This window comes from Corallococcus sp. AB011P (genome assembly GCF_003611605.1).
In the GTDB taxonomy this organism is placed as follows: Bacteria; Myxococcota; Myxococcia; order Myxococcales; family Myxococcaceae; genus Corallococcus; species Corallococcus coralloides.
This window is the reverse complement of sequence record NZ_RAVX01000027.1, coordinates 77,911-98,573: the sequence shown is the minus strand read 5'-3', so window position 1 is coordinate 98,573 and position 20,663 is coordinate 77,911. Positions and strand designations below refer to the sequence as shown.

Genomic DNA, 20,663 nt, shown 5'->3' with positions numbered 1-20,663 from the left:
TCTTCCACGACTTGAAGCGTTTTCGCGCCGCCGCCACCCGTTACGACAAGACGGCGAGCAGCTACCTCGCCGTCCTGCATGTCGCCTCCATGCTTCTTTGGCTGCGCTAATCAGGGACAGCCCCTAGACGAGGCGCGGGGGGAGGGGCGCCTCCATCGCCGGGTGTTGAGAAGGGGGCGCTTGCGTCCGCCTGCCCGGCCGGGCGCACGGTGGTTCTCGTTGGAAGCGTCAGGGCCTTTGATAGGTTGGCGCCCCATGAAGAAGATCCTCGTCGCGCTCCTCGTGCTCATCGTCCTGGCGGTCGCGGGTGCAGGCGGCGTGTTCATGCACTTCCAGAACGCCACCACCGCGCCGCACACGGCGGCGGATCCCGCTCCCAAGGAGTTCGTGGTGAAGAAGGGCGCGTCCGCGCGCTCGCTGGGCCAGCAGCTCCAGTCCCAGGGCTTCCTGGACGACCCCAACGTGTGGCGCTTCCACCTGTGGCGCCGGGGCAGCCTCAACGTGAAGGCGGGCCGCTTCATGCTCAGCCCCACCGCCTCCGTGGCGGAGCTGGCCACCGCCCTGGAAGGCCAGCCGCTGCCGGAGGACGTGCCCTTCGCGATGATCGAAGGCTGGCGCCTGCGCGACACCGACCAGGTGCTCGCCGCCCAGGGGCTGATCAAACCGGGCGAGTACATCGCCGCGGCCAGCCGCACGAGCAGCTTCGCCGCGCCGTTCCCGCTGCCTGTGCGCAGCCTGGAGGGCTACCTGTACCCGGAGACGTACGGGATCATCGCGGACAACTTCAAGGTGGAGGCGTTCATCCAGCGGCAGATCGACACCTTCCGCGCGCGCTTCTACGACGAGCACAAGGACGAGATCGCCAAGAGCGGCCGGTCGCTGCACGACATCGTCGTGATGGCCTCCATGCTGGAGCGCGAGGAGCCGGTGCCCTCCCAGCGCGCGCTCGTCGCGGGCATCCTCTGGAAGCGCGTGGACAAGGGCTTCCCGCTGGGCGTGGACGCCACCAGCCGCTACGAGCTGGCGGAGTGGAACGACCGCAAGGCGTTCCTCAAGCGGCTGCGGGACAACTCGGATCCGTGGAACTCGCGCACCCGCGCGGGCCTGCCGCCGGGCCCCATTGGCGCGCCCACGGTGGACTCGCTACTCGCCGCGCTGCGGCCGGTGAAGAGCGACTACTGGTACTACCTGCATGACGCGCAGAAGGTCCTGCACCCGTCGCGCAACGCGCAGGAGCACGAAGCGCTTCGGGCCAAATACAACGTGTACTGAGGCACCACGATGACGTCCCCGCTCCTGGACCCGAGCCGCCTCCCCACGCCTCCCGTCAGTTCCGAGGCCGCCCTGCGTGAGGAGGTGGCCCAACTGCGCCAGGAGACCGAGCGGCTCCGCCGGCTGCTGGAGACCGCGGCGCAGGTCACCTGGTCGACGGAGCCCGCCAGGGACGCGCTGACGCCCATCTCTCCGTCGTGGACGGCCTTCACCGGCCAGACGGCGGAGCAGTTGCGCAACCAGGGGTGGCTCCTCGCCCTGCACCCGGATGACCGGGCCGGGGCCCTGGCGGCGTGGCAGCGGGCCAAGGCGGGGACGCAGCTCTTCGCCACGCGCTACCGGCTGCGCCGCGTGGATGGCTCGTACGTGTGGATGCTCGCGCGAGGCATGCCCGTGCTGGGGCCGGACGGCTCCGTGCGCGAGTGGGTGGGCACCTGCATCGACATCCAGGCGCAGGCCCTGGGCGAGGAGCGCGCCGCGTTCCTGGCACGGGCCAGCGAGCTGTTCGCGTCGTCGCTGGAGGCCTCCGCCACGCTGGCGTCGCTGGCGAACCTGTCGGTGTCGGCGCTCGCGGACTGGTGCATCGTGGACGTGCTGCTTGCGGACGGCCACTTCGAGCGCGTCCAGGTGGTGGCGGCGGATCCCTCCCAGGCGCCGCTCGCGGCCACCGTGCAGCGGCTGACGCCGATGCCCCAGGAGCGGCCCGTCTATCCTCCCGCGGTGGCGCTGGCGACCGGCCGGTCCACCCTGGTGCCGGAGGTCACGGACGCGGTGATGCAGTCCGTGGCGCAGGACGCGGAGCACCTGGAGACGATGCGGCGGGTGGGCATCCGTTCGCTGCTCACCGTGCCGCTCATGGCCCGGGGCCACATCCTGGGCGCGCTGACCTTCCTGGTCACCACCTCCAGCCGCCGGTATGGCGACGAGGACCTGCGCTTCGCCCAGGAGCTGGCGAACGTGGCCGGGCTCGCGGTGGACAACGCGCGGCTGCTCCAGGGCGCGCGCGAGGCCATCCGCCTGCGCGACGAGTTCCTCTCCGTCGCGAGCCACGAGCTGAAGACACCGCTGACGCCGCTGAGCCTGAAGCTCCAGGCGCTCTCGCGCGCGGTGAAGTCGCATCCGGACTCGCCGCTCGCCCCGATCATCGAGGCCCACGTGGAGACGGGGCACCGCCAGGTCCGCCGGCTCACGGATCTGATGAACGACCTGTTGGACGTGTCGCGCATCAGCGCCGGCACCTTCCGCCTGCAGCGCGAGGAGGTGGACGTCGCGGAGGTGGTGCGCGAGGTGGCCGCTGGCTTCGCGCCGAGGTTCGCCCTGGAGCACTGCGAGTTCCAGGTGGAGGCCCCGGAGTCGGTGCGCGGCTGCTTCGACCGGACGCGGCTGGCGCAGGTGTTGGATCACCTGCTGGACAACGCCCTCAAGTACGGCCCCGGGACGCCGGTGTCCGTGCGGCTCGTGGCGGACGGGCCCGTGGCGCGGCTCACCGTGCACGACGGGGGCATTGGCATCTCGCCGGAGCAGCGGCCCCGCCTCTTCGAGCGCTACGGCCGCGCGGTGTCCGAGCGCCACTATGGCGGCCTGGGCCTGGGGCTCTACCTCACCCGCACCATCGTGGAGGCCGAGGGCGGGCGCGTGTCCCTGGACAGCCGTCTGGGCGAGGGCGCGACGTTCATGGTGGAGCTGCCGCTCACGCGCCCCTGAGTGGCTTAAGGCGCGCTCGTGCCGGGCGGCTGGGGCGACGTCTGGAACATGCCCGCGAGGATGCGCTCGGCCGCGTCCGCGAGCAGATCCCTGGCCATGCGCGTCTCCTCGCCGAAGATGCCGCGTGACGTGTTCGCGTCCAGCACGTGCGTGGCCAGCAGCGCGAACGCCGAGGGCTCGTCGAACGTCGCCTCCGAGGAGAGCACGCGCTTGCCGGGCTGTTGATCCTCCTCGTGGAAGCGCCCCTCCCACGTGTCGCCCAGGGTGATGGAGAAGTACTGCGCGGCCACGTTGCCGGGCCGCGACATGTGCGACGCGGCCACCACGGCGCGCAGCTGGCCGCGCTCCTCCTCGGTCATCTGGCGTTTCCACGCCTCGACCGAGGCGTGCATGGTGTCGATTTGATCCCTCGCCGCGTCCTCGGCGTTCTTCAAGAGGTCTGGCACCCGGGCGTGGATGAACGCGGAGAGCTCCGCCTGCGTCACCCGGTTCGCCGCCAGCACGCCGTCCACGAGCGCGAGCGACGCGTCAAGCAGGCGGTGCTGCCGCGCCAGGGCGTCGGCCGGAAGGCCCCGGCCCTCCAGGCTCGCGTGCGAAGCGGTGATGAGGCCGCGCATCGTGGTGAGCCGCGTGCGCGTCTCGTCATCGAGCGCGTCCTTGCTGGCGAGCAGGACGTGGAGCGCGAGCGGCACGTGGGTGACGGCCTTGTACTCGTGGTAGTGGCGCGTGCGCGCGGGCGCTTCGAAGCGCTGGCCGCCCTTGCGCAGGATGAGCACGTCGTCGATCTGCGCGATGACGGGCCCCATGCGGGACAGCACGGCCTCACGGCGCGCGGCGTACGCGTCGCGGAATGCCTGGTTGAGCACGCTGAGCGGATCCGCGGGCTCCAGCGCCACGGTTCGCGCGACCTCGGAGGGCGGCTCGGGAGGAGGGGAAGGGGAGGAGGGACCGCCCACGGGGCACTCGGCCATGGCGGGCACCGTAGCGCCCTGCGCGCATCCGTCATCCCCGGCCGCGCTCCGGGTGTCCGGATTCCTTCAACCCGAAAAGCGAAAGGCCGGCCCCGCATCAGAGCGGGACCGGCCTTCCTTCACGGCTCAGCGGTGACGACGGTCAGACACTCAGTCGACCGGACGCACCTGGACTTCCATCACGGTCTGGTCCGCGTTCGTCGACAGCACCTCGATGATGGTGCCCGTCTTCGGGACCTTCACGCCGGCGTACGGCTGCGTGGCGGACCAGAACTCGTTCGTGTCGTTGAACACCGGCACCGCGGGCTGCGAGGGGTACTCGTTGCGCGGGAAGCCGTTGGGCTTGAGCGACAGCGGGAAGCTGGGCTCCAGACCGAACGTCGCGTCGTGCGTCTGCACGCGGCCGGACCAGTAGCGGCCGTCGCTGCGCTGCAGGGGCTGCGGGCGCGAGTCCACGGGCAGGATGCGGCCCGAACCCGGGTGCTGCGACACGTTGTTGTTCGACTGCGACGTGTCCCAGTAGGTGACGAGCAGGCCGGGGTTGTAGGAGTAGCGCTCCGCCCAGTCAAACAGCCCGTCCGCGCTGAAGCCGTAGTTGTAGGGACCCGTGGCCAGACCCTCGTCGTAGCCGCGGAACTGGCGCCACTCGGCCAGGTAGTAGTTGTCGTAGAGGGTGTTGGTGCCGTCCGTCACGAAGAACGTCGACTTGTCCCACCACTTGTGGCCCCACTCGCCGTCGTCACCAAAGACGTAGGTGTTCTTCGCCCACAGCTGCACGAAGTCCACCAGGAAGCCCTTGTTGAACTCCGCCGCGTCCGTCTTGTAGCGGATCTTCAGCGTGACCGTCTTGCCCGCGTGGGCGGACAGGTCGAACTCCAGGGGAATCCAACCGCCGGACGTGCCGGTGATGCCGTTGCCCAGGTTGTTGCCCCAGGGGTTCGAGGTGCGGCTCACGGGGCTGGCCAGGTTGGTGAACGGGCCACCGTCCACGGAGAGGGCGACGTAGGCGTAGTCCCAGTCCTCCTCGATGTCGAACCAGGTCTGGAAGGAGAAGGTGATGGGCTTCTTGTTCGGCAGCTTCACCGTCTTCTCGAGCACGCGGTCCAGGTTGTTGCCCTGGCCGCCCTGCCACATGCCCTGGCCCTCGTAGGGGGCGGTGGTGGGCTGCAGCACGGGCTTGCCGGGCAGCTTCACCACGAGCGCCTGCTTCGCGTTCGCGGACGTGAACTCCGAGGGGCCCAGGTTGTGGTACGAGTACAGGCCCGCGTCCGTGGTGGCGTAGTCCAGCCAGCCCAGCTGCAGCTTGTCCCAGGCGAAGAAGTCACCCGGACGGCTGCCAATGTCCTTGGTGCCGTCGTTCAGGTACGAGCCGGACGACATGATGGTCCAGAAGCCCGTCCCGTTGTCCGCCGCGTTCGTCGTGTCGTAGTGGTCCGGCAGGCCCAGGTCGTGGCCGTACTCGTGCGCGAACACACCCAGTCCGCCGTTCTCCGGCTGGATGGTGTAGTCGCCCACCCACTTGTCGATGCCCGTCGCGAAGCGCGTGCCGCCGTTCTGGTTGTACGCGGGGCCGATGCCATCCGGGCTCGTGCCGTTGCTGTACGCGAACCAGCGGTGGCTCCACACGGCGTTGGGGCCCTGCGCGCCGCCGCCGACTTCCTCACCCATGCCGGCGTGGACGATCTGGAAGTGGTCGATGTAGCCGTCCGGCTCGTCGAAGTTGCCGTCGCCGTCGTAGTCGTACCGGTCCCACGTGTCGAACGTGTCCAGGTACGCCTTGATCTCCGCGGGCGTCTTGCCGGCGGCCACCTGGGCGTTGGTCCACGCCTTGATGGCGTCGCTGATGAGCGGCCACACGGAGTTGGAGCAGCTGGAGCTGCCGCACAGGTTGTTGCCGTAGCGGGCCGCGTTGTACGGCACCTTCACCCACTCGGACACCGTGCCGGACACGGTGTAGCGGCCGGAGGACGCGGCCTTGTAGAAGTTCGCCACCGAGTCTACGCCCGGAGTGGTGTCGAAGTAGAGCTTCTCGAAGTGCGCCCGGTCGTAGTCCGGCTGCCAGATGGTGGTGTTGTCCACCGAGCGGTCAGGGGCCGGAATTTCGTTGTGCAGCGGGCCGGGGATGTTGCCGCCCGGGTTGGTGGCGGGGTTGCCGAACACCGGGTGGATCTGCGTCCCGTACTCCACCAGGATGACGAAGATGCGGTCCGTGCGCTGCAACTCCAGCTCCACGAACTTGCCGTTGGCCAGCTTCTGCACCCGGCCCGGCTGACCACGACCCTCCAGTCGCATCTGCAGCGCCTGTGCCTTCAGCTCCTTCTGCTGCTCACCCAGACGGTGGGGCAGGTCGTCCGTGATGTCCTGAACCACTGACTTGCGCAGCGATGCCGACGGCGCGGCGATGTCCGGTTGCGGCTTCTCGTACCACGCACGCTCCGCGTACGCGGACGGCGCCGCGAGTGCGAGCAGGCCCACGGCCAGCCAAGACGGGTTTTTCCGCATTGCCACTCCTTAGGGTCAGGTCAGACATCCCGGCGGGGTCCGGGAGTGCCCACTTTCTAGTGGAAGGCCTGACCTTTTGGGAAGACCGGGAGGTTGAATTTTTCCTGCAAGGACGGACTGGGTCATCCGTCGGCTGGTGGTCGAAAATTCGAGAATGGGTAGGGGCGGTGGGGGGCCAAAGGACTACGGTTCCGGTCCGTTATGGCGCGTACACGTCCCGTGGATCCCCCGCTGCGGCGGGATGTCCGGCTCTTGGGCCGGCTGTTGGGTGAGGTGTTGGTGGAACAGGAGGGGCAGGCCCTGTTCGACAAGGAGGAGGAGGTCCGCCACCTGGCCATCCAGCGCCGGCGGGGCCCGGTGGCCGGACGACGCGCCGCGGCGGCGGAGCTGGCGGCGGTGTTGCGGCGGCTGCCGTCGGAGCAGGTGGAGCCGGTGCTGCGCGCCTTCTCCGTCTACTTCCAGCTGGTGAATCTGGCGGAGCAGCACCACCGCATCCGCCGCGCGCGGGCCCACGCGAGCCCCACCGCCACCCGGCCCCAGAAGGGGTCGCTGGAGTCCACGCTGCTGGCGCTGAAGGCCGCGGGCGTCAGCGCCGACAAGGTGCGTGAGACGCTGGGGACGCTGAAGGTGACGCTGACCTTCACCGCGCACCCGACCCAGGCGGTGCGCCGCACGCTGCTGGAGAAGCTCTACCGGCTGTCGCAGCTGTTGGAGGAGCGCGACCGGTGCGCGCTCACCCCGCGCGAGTCCGCCGCGAACCTCACCGCCATGCGCGAGGAGATTACGGCGCTGTGGCAGACGGACGAGCTGCGCCGCGAGCGCCCCACCGTGGGCGACGAGGTGAAGAACGTCCACTGGTACGTGGAGGAGATGCTGTCGGAGCCGGTGGCCCGGCTGCCGGAGGCGCTGGACTGGGCCTTCGAGCGCGCCTACGGCGAGCCCCTGGGCGCGCTGGACACGCCCGTGCGTGTGCACTCGTGGGTGGGCGGCGACATGGACGGCAACCCGCTGGTGACGCCGGAGGTGTTCGCGGACACGCTGCGCGCGCACCGCGCCCGGGGCCTGCGGCTGCTCCTGCGCGACGTGGAGCGGCTGGGCGGGATGCTGTCCCAGTCGGAGCGGCACGCGCGCCCCACGCAGGAACTGGAGCGGTCGCTGGAGGAGGACGCGAAGGCGCTGCCGGACGTGGCGAAGCAGCAGGGGCCGCGCACGCTGGGCGAGCCGTGGCGCCGCAAGCTGCGCTTCATGGAGGAGCGGCTGTCGCTGGCGCTGGAGCACGTGCTGGCGCGGCGGCAGGGGCGGGAGTCCACGTTGCCGGCCGGGGCCTACCGTTCGCCGGAGGCGCTGGGGGATGACCTGGCGGTGCTGGAGCGGTCGCTCTTCGCGGCGCGCGCGGAGCACGCGGGCCTGCGCGAGGTGCGCCGCATGTCCGAGCGCGTCCGCGCGCTGGGCCTGGGCCTGGGCGAGCTGGAGGTGCGGGCCCCCGCGGAGGACGCGGTGAGCGCGGCGGCGTCCTTCAACGGCGGACCGGCCCCCACCGAGGGCGGCAAGCGGCTGATGGAGGTGCTGGCGAAGCTGCGCGAGGGCCAGGACGAGGGCGGCGAGTCCGTGTGCCGCACGCTCATCCTCTCCATGGCCTCCACCGCGGACGACGTGCTGGCGGCCTTCCAGTGCCTGAAGCACGCGGGGCTCTGGGACAAGGAGCGGCAGTGCGCCACCGTGGACGTGGCGCCCCTCTTCGAGCAGCTGGGCGCGCTGGACGGCGGGCCGGACGTGCTGCGCCAGCTCTTCGCGCATCCGGAGTACCGCCAGCACCTGAAGGGCCGTGGGGTGCAGGAGGTGATGGTGGGCTACAGCGACTCCGGCAAGGAGGTGGGCCTGCTCGCCGCGAGCGCCGCGCTGTACCGCGCCCAGGTGGCGCTCACGCAGGTGGCGGACGAGAACGACGTGCCCCTGCGCCTGTTCCACGGCCGCGGGGAGACGGTGGCGCGCGGCGGCGGTCCCGCCCAGACGGCCATCCTCGCGCTGCCGCCGGGCACGGTGGCCGGCGCCTACAAGGCCACCGAACAGGGCGAGGCGATGGACCACAAGTACGCGCGCCCGGAGCTCACCCAGCGCACGCTGGAGCTGGTGGTGGGCGGCGTGCTCCTGCACACGCTGGACGCGCAGCCGCGCCCGTCCCCGGAGGACGAGTCCGCCTTCCGCGCCGCCTTCGACGCGCTGGCGGAGTCCGGCCGCAAGGCGTACCGCGCGCTCGTCTGGGAGGACCCGGGCTTCTTGGAGTTCTTCATGAAGGGCACGCCGGTGGAGGAGATCTCCGCGCTGCCCATCGGCTCGCGCCCCAGCAAGCGCAAGGCGGGCGGGCTGGACACGCTGCGCGCCATCCCCTGGAGCTTCGCGTGGACGCAGACGCGCGCCATCCTCCCGGCCTGGTACGGCGTGGGCAGCGCGCTGGAGGAGTTGGCGGCCACGCCGGAGGGCGCGGCGCTCCTGCAGCGCATGTACAAGGAATGGCCCTTCTTCCGCGCGGTCATCGACAACGTGACCATGGTGCTGGCCAAGACGGACATGGCCATCGCGGCGCGGTACGCGAAGCTGGCCCCCGCGTCCACGCGGCCCCTGTGGCTGCGCATCCAGCAGGAGCACTCGCGCACGCGCCGCGCGGTGAAGTCGCTCACGGGAGAGGCGAAGCTGCTCGACAACAACCCGCAGCTGCAGCGGGGCATCGCGCTGCGCAACCCCTACGTGGACCCCATGTCCTTCCTCCAGGTGGAGCTGCTCAAGCGCAAGCGGGACGGGGACGCGGAGTGCGACCGGCCGCTCCTCCTGGCGCTGAACGGCATCGCTGCGGGCATGCGGAACACCGGTTAGAGAAGAGACCATGGCCCAGGAGACGTTCGTCGTGGAGGAGATCAACCCCAAGCACGGCTTCGCGCGCGTGCGCCCGGAGCAGGGCACGGGGTTGCTGCACACCGCCCTCTATCCGGATCCGGAGTTCACCCAGGCACCGCCCTTCCAGCTGCGCGAGGGGGACCGCGTGACGGGCCTTCGCCGGGGACAGACGGTGTCGGAGGTGGCCTGGCTCACGCGCGTGGAGCCGCCCTGGGAGGAGGTGGAGCGCGTGGCGGAGCTGCTCGCGCTGCTGGAGCGCTGGGAGATCCGCATCCCCCACGAGGCCCGCGTCCTGGCCGAGCACGCCTGGCGCGACAGCAAGGACAACCCGCTGCGCGACGAGCTCCAGGCGCAGCTGCCCACCTTCTTCGACCTGGAGGGCGCCCACCCCTTCGAGGACCCGACGCTGCTGGAGCGCCTGTCCGCCGCCATGCAGCCGTACCTGCCGGGGTTCGCCATCCAGCCGGTGCAGGGCCAGCCCGCGGTGCGCGTGGAGCCCGGGGCCGTGGAGGTCCAGGCGGGAGTGGGCAGCTGGGACGTGCCCCAGCCCACCTTCGCCCCGATGATCGCGGAGGTGAACGCGCGGCTCGCCGCAGCCGGAGCCCCCGTGCGCTGGGTGCCCACGCGCGAGGACTGGATGCTCGCGCCACCCGCGCTGGCCGCGCTCCTCCAGAAGCACGGCCTGCTCGAAGCCACCGCGCCCCCCGCCTGAGGGAAGGGGCCTCCCGCCGCGCTGTGTCACAGGCCGGTGTGAGGTCAAAGCATTGTCTGGTACAGGACGGAGACCTTCATGCGTCTCCGTCTCCTTGCGTCCTTCTTCCTGGGTCTCCTCGTCCTCGCCGGGTCCGGCTGTGAGCCCGCCCCCGAGCGGCGGCTGACTGAGGCCGAGCTTCCACCCCCTTCCGGGCCTCGCGTCACCATCGACGGGCACGAACCGGACACGAACCGGCTGTTCGGCACGGTGGCGAGCGACGCCGGCCCGTCACGGGTACAGGTGTTCGAGGACGGGCGCTTCCTGGGCCATGCCGACATCGACAGTGGCCGCTGGAGCCTGCCCTGGTGGCCGGGCCGGCGCGCGTTGGGGTTGGAGGTGGTGGCGCGCGACAGGCAGGGCTCGGAGGCGAGGGCCCGCGTCGACTTCCAGCACCTGACCTTCGACGCGCGGCCCGGGCTCTATCAGCCGGAGACGCTGCTGGCGTTGCCCACGGCCCCGGGGGTGCGGACGTACTTCACGCGGGACGGCTCCACGCCCACGCCCGCGTCATCGCGCTACACCGCTCCCATCGCGCTGCTGGCGCGCTCCACGCCTCCGGTGCGGTGGTCCTTCATTCCCACGACGAAGCCCGATGCCGAGGAGGTCTTGCGGTGGGTCGCGCCGCTGGAGGCGCCGCCCCAGGTCGCGGTGGTGCGCTACCGGCAGTACGCGGGCGCGGAGCCGGTGGGCCCGGTCCGCACGCGCACGTTCGTCATTGGCCGGGCGCCGTACACGCTGCCGGTGCTGTCGCTCGTCACCGACGCGGCGAACTTCTTTGATCCGGCGACGGGCATCTACGTCCCCGGCCTCCTCGCCGAGGCCCGGCCCGAGGATCCGTTCGCGGCCAACTACCTGCAGAACGGCAAGGAGTGGGAGCGCCCCGTCCACGTGGAGTGGTTCGAAACCGCTGGCCAGCGCGTGTTCGCCCAGGACGCGGGCGTGCGCATCCACGGTACGGGCAGCGCGGTGATGCCGCAGAAGAGCCTGCGGCTGTACGCGAAGGAGGACTACGGCCCGAAGACGTTCGTGGGGCCGGTGTTCCCCGGCTCCCCGGTGACGGAGTTCACACGAATGATCGTGCGCACGTCCGGACAGGACCAGGGCGTCACCAAGCTGCGCGACTGCGTGCTGCAGGGACTGCTGGCCGAGACGCGGCTCGCGCTCCAGGCCTGCCGTCCCACGCTCGTGTTCCTCAATGGCGAGTACTGGGGCCTGCACGAGCTGCGCGAGCGCCTGGACGAGTACTACCTGGCGTCGCACTACGGCGTGGACCGCAAGAAGGCCGTCATCCTGGAGGGCTCCGGGACCCTGGACGTGGGAGAGGAGGGGGACGAGCAGCCCTATCAGGAGCTCATCGACTACGTGGCGACGCACGACCTGGCGGTGCCGGAGCACTCCGCGTGGGTGCGCGCGCGGATGGACGTGGAGGACTTCATCGAATACCAGGTCGCGCAGCTCTACCTGGGCAACACGGACTGGCCGGAGAACAACGTGAAGTACTGGCGGCTGCGCACGAAGAAGCTCGAGCCGGACGCGCCCCTGGGACACGACGGCCGTTGGCGCTGGCTCGTGTACGACCTGGACTTCGCCCTGGCCGCCGGTCCGGATCAGGACAGCCTGGGGCGCGTGCTGGACGCCCAATCAGGGGTAGGGGCCTGGTCCACGCTGCTCTTGAGGGGGCTGCTCCAGTCGCCGGAGTTCAAGGCCCGCTTCGTCGAGCGCTTCCTCTGGCACACCGAGCACACCTTCGCCGAGGAGCGGGTGACGGCGGCCCTGGACGCGGCGGCGGAGGCGCTCGCGCTGGAGATGCCCGACCAGGTGGCGCGCTGGAGTCAGCCGGCCTCCGTGGAGGCCTGGCGCGCGAACCTCGAGTCCTTCCGGGAGACGCTGCGTCAGCGGCCGGCGTTCATGCGCCAACTGCTGGAGCAGCACCTGGGGCCTCAGTAGCCGTAGGAACCGCTGCGCACGTCCACCAGCCGGCCGTCACGGAAGATGGCGACCTGCATGAACCGGTGGGGCCCGAAGTTGTAGGTCCACTCGTCCACGGTCGTGGAGGTCGTGACCTCCGTGGAGGCCTCCCCGTAGCGCGTCTCTCCCCGCGCCCCTTCCTTGACCTTGCGGGTCACGTACTCCGTCTTGCTCTGCTTCGTCACGGGCTGGCCACACTTGGCCAGCGCGTCCGTCTGCGAAGCTCCCTCCGACACGATCTTGTTGTCACAGCGCAGCGCGGACGCGTGGACGAGGGAGGGCAGGGCGAGGCAGGCGACGACGAGCGCGGCGGAAAGGGTGCGCATGGGGACGCTCCGAGGAGTAGGAAAGGCAGGGAACACGGCCTGGACGCGGCGGCCCCGAAGCTATTCAACTTCGAATACCAGGTCGCGCGGCTCTGGACTCAGTAGCCGTAGCCGCCGCTGCGCACGTCCACCAGCAGGCCGTCGCGGAAGATGGCGATCTGCATGAGCCGGTTGGGCCCGAAGTTGTAGGTCCACTCCTCCACGCTGCTCGAGGACGAGACCTCCGTGGAGGAATCCCCGCGGCGCGACCCGTCCCGCCTGCCATCCCGGGACTTGGTGGTCACGCGCTCGCGCTTGGTCTCGGTCGACACGGGCTGGCCGCACTTCGCCACCGCGTCCGCCTGCGAGGCCCCTTCCGACACGAGCTTGTTGCCACACCGCAGCGATGCCGCATGGGCAAGCGAGGGCAGGGCGAGGCAGGCGACGACGAGGGCGGCGGGGAGGGTGCGCATGGGGGACGCTCCAAGGAGTAGGAAAAGTCAGGGAACACGGCCTGGACGCGGTGTCCCCGAAACTATTCAGCCCCCCCGTGCGCTTTCCAGCCGGGCAGGCGCTACAGGCCGCCCTTCGCCTTGAGGGCCCGCGCCACCTCGTCCGCCATCACCCGGTGGCCTTCCACGGACGGGTGGATGCCGTCCACCTCCAGCCCGTCGATGAAGAGGTCCACGTTGCCCGGCTGCCGCGTCACGGCCTCCAGGTCGATGATCTGCGCGCGCGTGAGGGAGCGCAGCCACGCGTTGAACTCGTGGCGCTGGGCCTTCATCAGCTCGAAGTCCCCGCCGTCCGCGCCCATCTTCTCCTTGGGAAGCAGCGTGCTCACCCACAGCTTGCACATGGGCTGGAGCTGATCCAGCAGCTGCGTCATGCGCTGCTGCAGCTTCGGCATCGTCATGCCCTCCGCGGCCATGTCATTGATGCCCAGGAGGACGATGCAGTCGGTGACGCCCTGCAGGGAGAGCACCTCCTGCGGCAGCTGGAGGTTCGCGTCCCAGAAGCCCTGCCCGGACGCGCCCGAGTTCACCACCGGCACCCCGAGCTGCTTCTCCACCCGGGACGGCCACGCGTTGCGTGTGTCGTTCCAGGAGCCCGTGTAGCCCTCGGTGATGCTGTCTCCAATGGCGACGAAGGCCCGGCCCGGTGCGCCTTCCACGTCCACCGTCGCCACGCCCGTGGCGTACTCCCAGGCCTGGCCGCCGAGCGCGCCCTGCGTCGTCGCGAAGGCGCCGGTCTTCATCCAGCTGTCCGGGAACGCTTGGATGCGGCTCTTGCCCAGCGCGCCCTTCACCTCGAAGGAGATGGCCACCTCGTCGCGGAAGCCCACCGGGAACGCGACCGGATCCGACGTCACCAGCGTGCGCGTGCCCGTGGTGAAGCCCGCGTTGCCGCCGAAGGTGAGGGCCACCGGCGCGGAGGCCAGCGCGCCGTTGGCGCCGGCCTTCGCCACCGTGGCCCGCTGCAGCGTCAGGCTGCCGTCACCGGAGCGGAAGGTGACGCGGACGCGGCTGCCCGCGCGCCCCATGGGCACCTTGATCCGGTACGTGGTGAAGCTCCCCACGGAGACGGATTCGCGCAGCGACTGATGGAAGGCGGGCTGGAAACTCGCGGGCAGGGGCGCCACGGGAGGGGTGGCCTGCACCTGGTGCCCGTCATGAAGCGTCAGCGTGGGGGCGGCCTCCACGGACTCCGTGGCGGCGGGCGCGGTCACCTCCGCGTCCGTGCGGCCCGGCCCGGAGGTCTCCTCCGGCGAGCGGCCGTCATCCATGCCTCCACACCCCACCAGCACGCACAGGGCTCCGAAACACCCCCAGCGCAGCGCCTTCCTCAGACCCATGCCCACGACCTCCCGGCGCAAGACAATGTGCACGATGTGCCCGCGTGGCGACCCGGGGATTCATGGCGCGCGCCAATCGCGGCAGGCCAGGAACACCCCCAGTCCGGGCTCGGACGGCGCAGGACTTCCCCCACGAGGTGGCGGGCCGGGCCCCTGGAGGACCCGCGCGCTCGCCACCCCGAGCAGGGACGCTTCCTCCCGTGGGCAATCCGTTGCCTACGGGACGCAGGCCCCCACGTCGCCGTTGTTGTTGTTGATGGCCCGGCAGGTCGCGCCGTTCGCACACCCCGGTGAGCCCGCGGGCATGCGGCACAGCGTCCGGCACGTGCCGCTGCCGCCGGTCGTCACGCAGGTGCTGCCCCGTGAACACTGGTTGCTGAACTCGCACGCGGCGCCTTCCGTCAGCGAACCCTGGCCCGCGCACACCGCGCCGTTGGCGGCCGGGTAGCAGGCCAGCGGGCTCTCGCAGTCCTGCGCGAACGGGTCGCACCGCGCGGACGCGGGGCCGCACACCAGCGGCAGCTCGCGCGTGCCGGACAGCCGCAGCACGGTGTTGCACTCGCCCGTGCCGCAGTCGGACGGCGCGTGGCACAGCTTGCGGCAGAAGAAGCCCGTGCTGCCGTCGTCCTGCGACTCGTCCTTGCAGTACAGGCCCGCCGCGCACGTGTCATACGTCTGGCCCGGAGGCGACTCGGCCAGCGTGCACGGCGCGCCCTCCGTGGCGGTGCCCGCCGCGACGCACTGGCGCGCGGTGGTGCCGCCGTCAGCTCCCACGTAGGTGCACCGCTGTCCGGACGGACAGTCCTGGCGGACCACGTCGCACGCGGCCGCGAAGCACTGGCTGCCCGTGCCGCCATCCGGAAGGTCCGTGTACAGACAGCTCTGGCCCGCGGCGCAGCCCTCCTGCTTCGCCACGTTGCACGCGAAGTCGGAGCCTCCGCCGCCGCCATCACCAGCATCGACAGTCCCGGAATCTCCGGCATCGGTCCCGGAATCCAGGGTCGTCCCGCCATCCGTTGGCGGGCGGACAGTCTCTCCGTCATCGCAACCCGCCACCCACAGCCCCAACATCAGGGCTCCACCCAACAACACGAGACGTGCACTCATCCGGAAACTCCTGGCGTCGAAGTAGCCTGGGACTTACACGAGCGATTCCGTTGTCCGGGGGCCCTTGAACCGGGCCTGGAAACCAGCCGACACTTCCGGTCCGAGAACCGAGGGGGTCAGGGTGCGCATGAACACGAAGTTGGATGGGCCGGTGGAGCCAGACCCGTACATGAACCGCCGCGCCGAGGAGCGCGTGGCGGCGCGGTTCGAAGTGCGCTTCGAGCAGATGGAGGACGCGGCGCGTGCGCTGCGGGCCTACTCCCTGAATGTGTCCGCCGGCGGTCTGTGCCTGCGCACGCGCAAGTCCTACGACGTGGGCGCGCAGGTGCGGCTGGCCATGGTCATCGACGGGGAGGAGTTCCACCTCACCGGCGTCGTCGCCTGGGTGCGCGACGAGGCGGAGGCCATCGGCGTGCGCTTCATCGACGTGAGCGAAGAGGACCACGAGCGCCTGCGCCGCGTCATCGCGAGCTTCAAGCGCTGAAACGCTTCACTCCGCGAGCGGGCCCGGCCGTGATGCCGGGCTCTCGCGGCACTTCCCGCTACCGCTGGGGCTCGTACTCCGCGTGGCGGAACACCCCGGAGTCCGCTTCCACGTAGCCGCACGCCCGGTAGAAGGCGCGCGTCTCGTCGGTGACGTTGATGGGGGCGATGAGCTGCAACTGCTTCACGCTCAGCACCTTGCCCCGCTGCGCCACCTGCGCGAGCAGCGCGCGGCCCACGCCCCGGCGGCGCCAGCCCTCGGACACCACCAGCTCGTCCACGGTGGCCACGCGCCCGCGCAGCCGCAGCTGCGGCCGGTGGGAGAAGGACACCATGCCCACCGCGCGGTCCTGGGGGTCTCCCGCGACGAAGATTTCAATCTCCGGATGGCTGATGACCCAGTGCACCGTCTGCTGATCGGTGCCCTGGGGGTAGCCCAGCTCGCGCAGCAGCTGGGCCATGACCTCGGCGTCACCGCGACGCGCGCGGCGGATCCGGAAGGCGTTGGCGTCTGGGGCGGGGGTCATGGTGCGCACGATGGGGTGGGACACGGAAGTTGGGATTCTAACGACTGGGCCGCCGGCCTCCAAAGAGGAACGGCGGCCCAGATGTCTTTCTGCGGTGTCGGTGGAACCCGGCCGGCTTATGGCTGCTCGCGGCAGAGGTTGCGCAGGGCGGTGGTGACGTCGTTCTGCTGCGGCACGGACGCCATCTCCAGCGCGTCCGCCAGGCCGATGCCCGGGACGAACTTGCCGGCGACCAGCCGGGGCGGCGCGAGCAGCGAGTAGAACAGCTCCTCCACGGTGCGCCGGACCAGGTGCTCGCCGAAGTTGGTGACCTCCGTGTCCTCGTTGACGAAGAGCACGCGGCCCGTCTTCTGGACGGAGGCCTTGATCATCTCCCAGTCGTACGGCCAGAGCGAGCGCAGGTCGATGACCTCCACGCTCAGGCCTTCCTCCGCCAGCTGGGCGGCGGCCTTGATGCACAGGGGCATGGTGCGGCCGTAGCTGATGACCGTGGCCTGGGTGCCCTCGCGCACGAGCTTGCCCTTGCCAATGGGGATGGCGAACGCCTCCACCAGGGGCCACTGGGGCTTCCACTGCGAGCGGTCACCCAGGGGCGCGTCGATCATCTTCGACAGCGCGCGGTCGTCCTCGGGCTCTCCGGGGATGCGCTCGTCGCCCTTCACGCGCAGCAGCGCCTTGGGCTCCAGGAACATGACGGGGTTGGGGTCCTGGCACGCGGAGATGAGCAGGCCGTACGCGTCCAGCGGCGTGGAGGGCATGACGACCTTCCAGCCGGGGATGTGCGTCATCGTCGCGTCGAAGGAATGCGAGTGGTACAGCGACCCGCGGATGCCGCTGCCCACGGGCGTGCGCACCACCATGGGCACCGACCAGTCACCGTTCGTGGACCAGTGCGTGTTGCCCACGAGCTTGAGCAGGTCGATGGTGTTGTAGATGTAGTCGCAGAACTGGATCTCCGCGACGGGGCGGTGGCCCGCCATCGCCAGGCCCATGGCCGCGCCGATGATGCCGCGCTCGTCCAGGGGGCTGTTCCACGCCGTCTTCAGGCCCTGGGTGCAGGTGAAGACGCCGCCCAGCGGGGCGCCCACGTCCTCGCCGAAGATGTCGGTGACGCCCAGGTTCTCTTCCGCGTAGTGCAGGGCCATGCGGATGGCCTGTGCCATGTTCGCCATGGTTATTTCTTCTCCGCGTAGATGTGTTCCCAGATGGAGTCGCCAGAGGGCTGCGGCTCGTCACGCACGGTGCGCGCCGCGGCGGCCAGCTCCTCCGAGTACCGGTTGCGCGCCTCGTCCATCTGCTCGCGGCTGAGGACGCCTTCCTGCTCCAGCCGCGCCTCGAACAGGCGCAGGCAGTCCTGCTCCTCGTTCACGAAGTTCGCGCCGGACGCGGACGAGTGCCCGTACAGGCGCGACACGCGCGCCTCGATGAAGAAGGGCTTGCGCTCCTTGCGCACGTACTCCATCGCGGCCTGGAGCTCCTGGTAGGCCTCCACCGGATCATTGCCGTTGATGGTCTTCGCCTGGATGTTGAAGGCGCGCGCGCGGTCGCTGATGTTCGTCTCGCCGTGCTGGCCGTCCGAAGTGGTGCTGATGCCCCACTTGTTGTTGGTGACGATGATCAGGATGGGCAGCGGGTTGGCCGGGCGGCTGCTCCAGATGAGGCAGCTGGCGAAATCGCCCTCGGCCGTGCCCGCGTCGCCGCCGGTGACGATGGTGATGCCGTCGCCGCCGTGGCGCTTCTGGGCCATGGCCGTGCCCGGCGCGATGGCGTACTGCACCTCGATGGGGGAGGTGACCGGCGCGATGTTCTTCGAGCGCCGGCTGAAGTGGCCCGCGAAGTTGCGGCCGCCGGAGTAGGGGTCCGTGGCCGTGTTCTTCATCTGCCGCAGCGCCCCGATGGGCTCCTCGCCCATGGCGAGCAGCGTCGCGGACTGGCGGTAGTGCGCGTGCAGGTAGTCGTAGGCCGGGCCCTCGCCGACCTTCATCAGCAGGCCGAGGGGGACGTTGAACGCCTCCTCACCGGGACCGCCGATCCAGAAGTAGCCGTGGCCCTGCTTGTACATCTGGATCAGGCGCTCCTCCAGGACGCGCGCCTTCACCATCAGGTCATGGATGCGGATGAGCTGCTCTCGGGGCAGGGAGAGCGGCGCGGAGTTCTCTTTGATCAACCGGGGCCGAGACACGGGCGGAGGACCTCGAAGGGAAAGAAAGGGACGCCCCTATACTCCGAACGCGGCCTCCCGGCTCAAGGACCCTGATGTCACGGGTGTTCGCCAGCACCTTTCAGCCCCCGGGTGGCGCGTCGCGGCAATGAGCGGAACTCATCCATGCCCCCGTGACGTGCTGCTTCCCGGACGCGTTCGGACGCTCCCGGTCCGGGTTGGTCGCACGGCCGTTGGGGGAGCGGGAGAGGGGGCGACCGCGAGGAATAGCCCGACAGGTGGACTCCTCGCGTCAATCAGGAAGTGAGATAGAGTCCGCGCCGCCCCGACCGCGTTTCCGACGCGGGCTCCCCCAGGTCTGCCTTTGTCCCGTACGAACACGCGCCTCGACCCCGTGCCCGAATCTCCCGATGCGTCCGATGCGGCGCCCGGCACGCCGCCTCCTCCTCCGGAGTACACCGGTACCCATTCCCGGGAGCTCACCGCCCTGCGCGGGGAGAACACGGCCACCCGGCTGACGGGCGCGCTGGGGCTGCCGGCCGCGGAGCCCACGAGCACGGTCATCGCGCCCATGGAGGCCGGCGAGCTGCCCAACGTGGCGGCCATTCGCGGGCTGCGGTTGGATCAGCTGCTGCTGCTCACCACGGGCGCGCTGGTCATCGTGATTGTGGGCCTGCTGGCCGCGCTGTCCGCGAAGACGACGGAGGCGCAGCTCACCGCGGCGTCGGACCGCTTCACGCAGCGGCTCCAGTCCCAGGCGCGCGAGCTGGGTCAGACGGTGAGCCACACGCTGGCGCTCACCTCCGCCACCAGCCTGCGTGACAACAACTACGCGTTCCTCACGGAAGTGGCGCGCTCCATCATCTCGGACAACCGCAACATCCTGCGCGTGCAGATGTTCGACGCGGACGGGCAGCTCGTCGCGGACAGCGACCCGTCCGCCAAGCTGGGCGAGTCCTCCGCAGGCCGCACCGCGGAGCGCCGCTGGGCCAGCGCCTTCTTCCAGGGCCAGCCCGTCTTCGAGTTCCAGGAGCCGCTCGACTACGGCTCGCAGGCCGGCAAGGGCGTGGTCGTCATCAGCTACTCGCTGGAGGACCTTCAGAAGCAGCTGCACGAGCTGGAGGAGACCAACCGCGCCGCGGTGCGCGCCAACACGCTGCGCATCGTGGGGCTGGGCGTGGGCTTCGTTGTATTGGCCGGCGTGCTGGCCGCCTTCCAGAGCCGCCGCATCACCAAGCCGCTGGGCGTGCTCACCCACCGCGTGATGCAGCTGGCCGCCGGTGACCTGGGCGCTCGCGCGGGCACGGCGCCGGGCGCGGGCCGCGAGGTGACGACGCTGGGCGTGGTGTTCAACCACATGGCGGAGCGCATCAAGGTCCTGCTGGAGGACGTGCGCGCCAAGGCGCAGCTGGAGCGCGAGGTGTCGCTCGCGCGCACGGTGCAGGAGACGCTCCTGCCGGGCCGCGAGGCCGTGACGGTGGGCCCGCTGCGGCTCGCCGGACTGGTGGTGCCCGCGGACGCGTGCGGCGGCGACTGGTGGTTCCGCGCCGCGCTGGATGACAGGCGCGTGGTGATTGGCATCGGAGACGTGACGGGCCACGGTCTGTCCACGTCGCTGGTCGCCACCAGCGCCACCAGCGGCTTCGCCTCCGCCATGACGCTGCGCGAGCCGTCGCAGGTGCACGCGCAGATGCTGATCACCGCGCTCAACGTGACGCTGGCCAACGTGGGACGCGGCGAGCACCAGATGTCCAGCGCGCTCGCGGTCATCGACGTGTACAGCGGCAGCATCGACTACGCGGCGGGCGCCCACCCGGCGGCGGCCATCTACAACCGGAACACGCGGCAGATCGCGTCGCTGCCGGCGCGCGGTCCGCTGCTGGGCGCGAACGTGGCGTCGCAGTTCACGTCGCGCCAGGCGCAGCTGAGCCCCGGCGACATCATCGTCTGGTACACGGACGGCCTCACCGAGGCGCGCGACGGCGCCAACCGGCTCTACGGCACGCAGCGGCTGGCCGCCGCGCTCCAGGCCCACGCCCACCTCCCCGCCGATGCTCTTCGCGACGCGCTCCTCGCGGACGTGCGCGCGTACAGCGCCGGCCAGCCCCAGCGCGACGACATCACCGTCATCGTCGCCGAATTCAGCCCCGCCCCCTCGCCGTGAC

At 70.5% G+C, this 20,663-nt stretch carries 16 protein-coding genes; 7 read left to right on the top strand and 9 right to left on the bottom strand.

Annotation, left to right across the window (positions count from 1 at the left end; genetic code table 11):
• The first annotated feature begins 255 nt into the window (after positions 1-255).
• Entirely contained in the window at positions 256-1,272 is a 1,017-nt protein-coding gene (mltG, locus tag D7X30_RS37780; RefSeq protein ID WP_120567831.1) for an endolytic transglycosylase MltG, read from the top strand.
• Positions 1,273-1,281: 9 nt separating this feature from the next.
• Positions 1,282-2,976, top strand: coding sequence for an ATP-binding protein (locus tag D7X30_RS37775; protein WP_120567830.1), 1,695 nt, complete (start codon positions 1,282-1,284; stop codon positions 2,974-2,976).
• Between the two features lie 5 nt (positions 2,977-2,981).
• Here the strand turns inward: D7X30_RS37775 and D7X30_RS37770 are convergent, their stop codons facing one another.
• Positions 2,982-3,947 carry a hypothetical protein gene (locus tag D7X30_RS37770; RefSeq protein ID WP_199724662.1) on the bottom strand — a complete coding sequence of 322 codons (966 nt, stop codon included), beginning with the start codon at positions 3,945-3,947 and terminating at the stop codon, positions 2,982-2,984.
• Between the two features lie 150 nt (positions 3,948-4,097).
• A complete protein-coding gene (locus D7X30_RS37765; RefSeq protein ID WP_120567829.1) occupies positions 4,098-6,449 on the bottom strand; it encodes an immune inhibitor A domain-containing protein in 2,352 nt (783 codons plus the stop codon).
• Positions 6,450-6,650: 201 nt separating this feature from the next.
• On the opposite strand from D7X30_RS37765, the gene D7X30_RS37760 reads away from it, so the two are divergent.
• The 3 genes from D7X30_RS37760 (at position 6,651) to D7X30_RS37750 (ending at position 12,042) form a co-directional block, all read left to right on the top strand.
• Complete coding sequence (locus D7X30_RS37760) at positions 6,651-9,320, top strand: phosphoenolpyruvate carboxylase (RefSeq protein ID WP_120567828.1); 2,670 nt, start codon at positions 6,651-6,653, stop codon at positions 9,318-9,320.
• Positions 9,321-9,330: 10 nt separating this feature from the next.
• Positions 9,331-10,053, top strand: a complete 723-nt coding sequence (locus tag D7X30_RS37755; RefSeq protein ID WP_120567827.1) for a hypothetical protein — start codon at positions 9,331-9,333, stop codon at positions 10,051-10,053.
• Positions 10,054-10,131: 78 nt separating this feature from the next.
• Positions 10,132-12,042, top strand: a complete 1,911-nt coding sequence (locus D7X30_RS37750; protein ID WP_120567826.1) for a CotH kinase family protein — start codon at positions 10,132-10,134, stop codon at positions 12,040-12,042.
• Here D7X30_RS37750 and D7X30_RS37745 read toward each other — a convergent pair.
• From D7X30_RS37745 to D7X30_RS37730, 4 genes are all read right to left on the bottom strand, one after another.
• Positions 12,036-12,389: a DUF2845 domain-containing protein gene (locus D7X30_RS37745; protein WP_120567825.1), complete on the bottom strand. Its 354-nt coding sequence runs from the start codon at positions 12,387-12,389 to the stop codon at positions 12,036-12,038. The genes D7X30_RS37750 and D7X30_RS37745 overlap by 7 nt on opposite strands.
• Before the next feature lie 98 nt (positions 12,390-12,487).
• Positions 12,488-12,841, bottom strand: coding sequence for a DUF2845 domain-containing protein (locus tag D7X30_RS37740; RefSeq protein WP_120567824.1), 354 nt, complete (start codon positions 12,839-12,841; stop codon positions 12,488-12,490).
• Between the two features lie 101 nt (positions 12,842-12,942).
• Positions 12,943-14,220: an SGNH/GDSL hydrolase family protein gene (locus tag D7X30_RS37735; protein WP_120567839.1), complete on the bottom strand. Its 1,278-nt coding sequence runs from the start codon at positions 14,218-14,220 to the stop codon at positions 12,943-12,945.
• Positions 14,221-14,436: 216 nt separating this feature from the next.
• Entirely contained in the window at positions 14,437-15,327 is an 891-nt protein-coding gene (locus tag D7X30_RS37730; protein WP_233592050.1) for a hypothetical protein, read from the bottom strand.
• 127 nt (positions 15,328-15,454) lie between these two features.
• On the opposite strand from D7X30_RS37730, the gene D7X30_RS37725 reads away from it, so the two are divergent.
• Positions 15,455-15,811 carry a TIGR02266 family protein gene (locus D7X30_RS37725; RefSeq protein ID WP_014397565.1) on the top strand — a complete coding sequence of 119 codons (357 nt, stop codon included), beginning with the start codon at positions 15,455-15,457 and terminating at the stop codon, positions 15,809-15,811.
• A gap of 58 nt (positions 15,812-15,869) precedes the next feature.
• Here the strand turns inward: D7X30_RS37725 and D7X30_RS37720 are convergent, their stop codons facing one another.
• The 3 genes from D7X30_RS37720 to D7X30_RS37710 all read right to left on the bottom strand — a co-directional run bounded on the left by D7X30_RS37720 (position 15,870) and on the right by D7X30_RS37710 (position 18,519).
• Entirely contained in the window at positions 15,870-16,361 is a 492-nt protein-coding gene (locus D7X30_RS37720) for a GNAT family N-acetyltransferase (RefSeq protein WP_120567822.1), read from the bottom strand.
• A 92-nt stretch (positions 16,362-16,453) separates the two neighbouring features.
• Positions 16,454-17,509, bottom strand: coding sequence for an alpha-ketoacid dehydrogenase subunit beta (locus tag D7X30_RS37715; protein WP_120567821.1), 1,056 nt, complete (start codon positions 17,507-17,509; stop codon positions 16,454-16,456).
• 2 nt (positions 17,510-17,511) lie between these two features.
• Positions 17,512-18,519, bottom strand: a complete 1,008-nt coding sequence (locus tag D7X30_RS37710; RefSeq protein WP_120567820.1) for a thiamine pyrophosphate-dependent dehydrogenase E1 component subunit alpha — start codon at positions 18,517-18,519, stop codon at positions 17,512-17,514.
• Positions 18,520-18,862: 343 nt separating this feature from the next.
• On the opposite strand from D7X30_RS37710, the gene D7X30_RS37705 reads away from it, so the two are divergent.
• Positions 18,863-20,662 (top strand): PP2C family protein-serine/threonine phosphatase, encoded by a 1,800-nt coding sequence (locus D7X30_RS37705; RefSeq protein WP_120567819.1) that lies wholly within the window; start codon positions 18,863-18,865, stop codon positions 20,660-20,662.
• Position 20,663 lies beyond the last annotated feature (1 nt).

Coding starts and splice junctions, on each gene's coding strand:
- mltG (WP_120567831.1), top strand. CDS start 256: ATGAAGAAGATCCTCGTCGCGCTCCTCGTGCTCATCGTCCTGGCGGTC.
- D7X30_RS37775 (WP_120567830.1), top strand. CDS start 1,282: ATGACGTCCCCGCTCCTGGACCCGAGCCGCCTCCCCACGCCTCCCGTC.
- D7X30_RS37770 (WP_199724662.1), bottom strand. CDS start 3,947: ATGGCCGAGTGCCCCGTGGGCGGTCCCTCCTCCCCTTCCCCTCCTCCC.
- D7X30_RS37765 (WP_120567829.1), bottom strand. CDS start 6,449: ATGCGGAAAAACCCGTCTTGGCTGGCCGTGGGCCTGCTCGCACTCGCG.
- D7X30_RS37760 (WP_120567828.1), top strand. CDS start 6,651: ATGGCGCGTACACGTCCCGTGGATCCCCCGCTGCGGCGGGATGTCCGG.
- D7X30_RS37755 (WP_120567827.1), top strand. CDS start 9,331: ATGGCCCAGGAGACGTTCGTCGTGGAGGAGATCAACCCCAAGCACGGC.
- D7X30_RS37750 (WP_120567826.1), top strand. CDS start 10,132: ATGCGTCTCCGTCTCCTTGCGTCCTTCTTCCTGGGTCTCCTCGTCCTC.
- D7X30_RS37745 (WP_120567825.1), bottom strand. CDS start 12,389: ATGCGCACCCTTTCCGCCGCGCTCGTCGTCGCCTGCCTCGCCCTGCCC.
- D7X30_RS37740 (WP_120567824.1), bottom strand. CDS start 12,841: ATGCGCACCCTCCCCGCCGCCCTCGTCGTCGCCTGCCTCGCCCTGCCC.
- D7X30_RS37735 (WP_120567839.1), bottom strand. CDS start 14,220: ATGGGTCTGAGGAAGGCGCTGCGCTGGGGGTGTTTCGGAGCCCTGTGC.
- D7X30_RS37730 (WP_233592050.1), bottom strand. CDS start 15,327: ATGAGTGCACGTCTCGTGTTGTTGGGTGGAGCCCTGATGTTGGGGCTG.
- D7X30_RS37725 (WP_014397565.1), top strand. CDS start 15,455: ATGAACACGAAGTTGGATGGGCCGGTGGAGCCAGACCCGTACATGAAC.
- D7X30_RS37715 (WP_120567821.1), bottom strand. CDS start 17,509: ATGGCGAACATGGCACAGGCCATCCGCATGGCCCTGCACTACGCGGAA.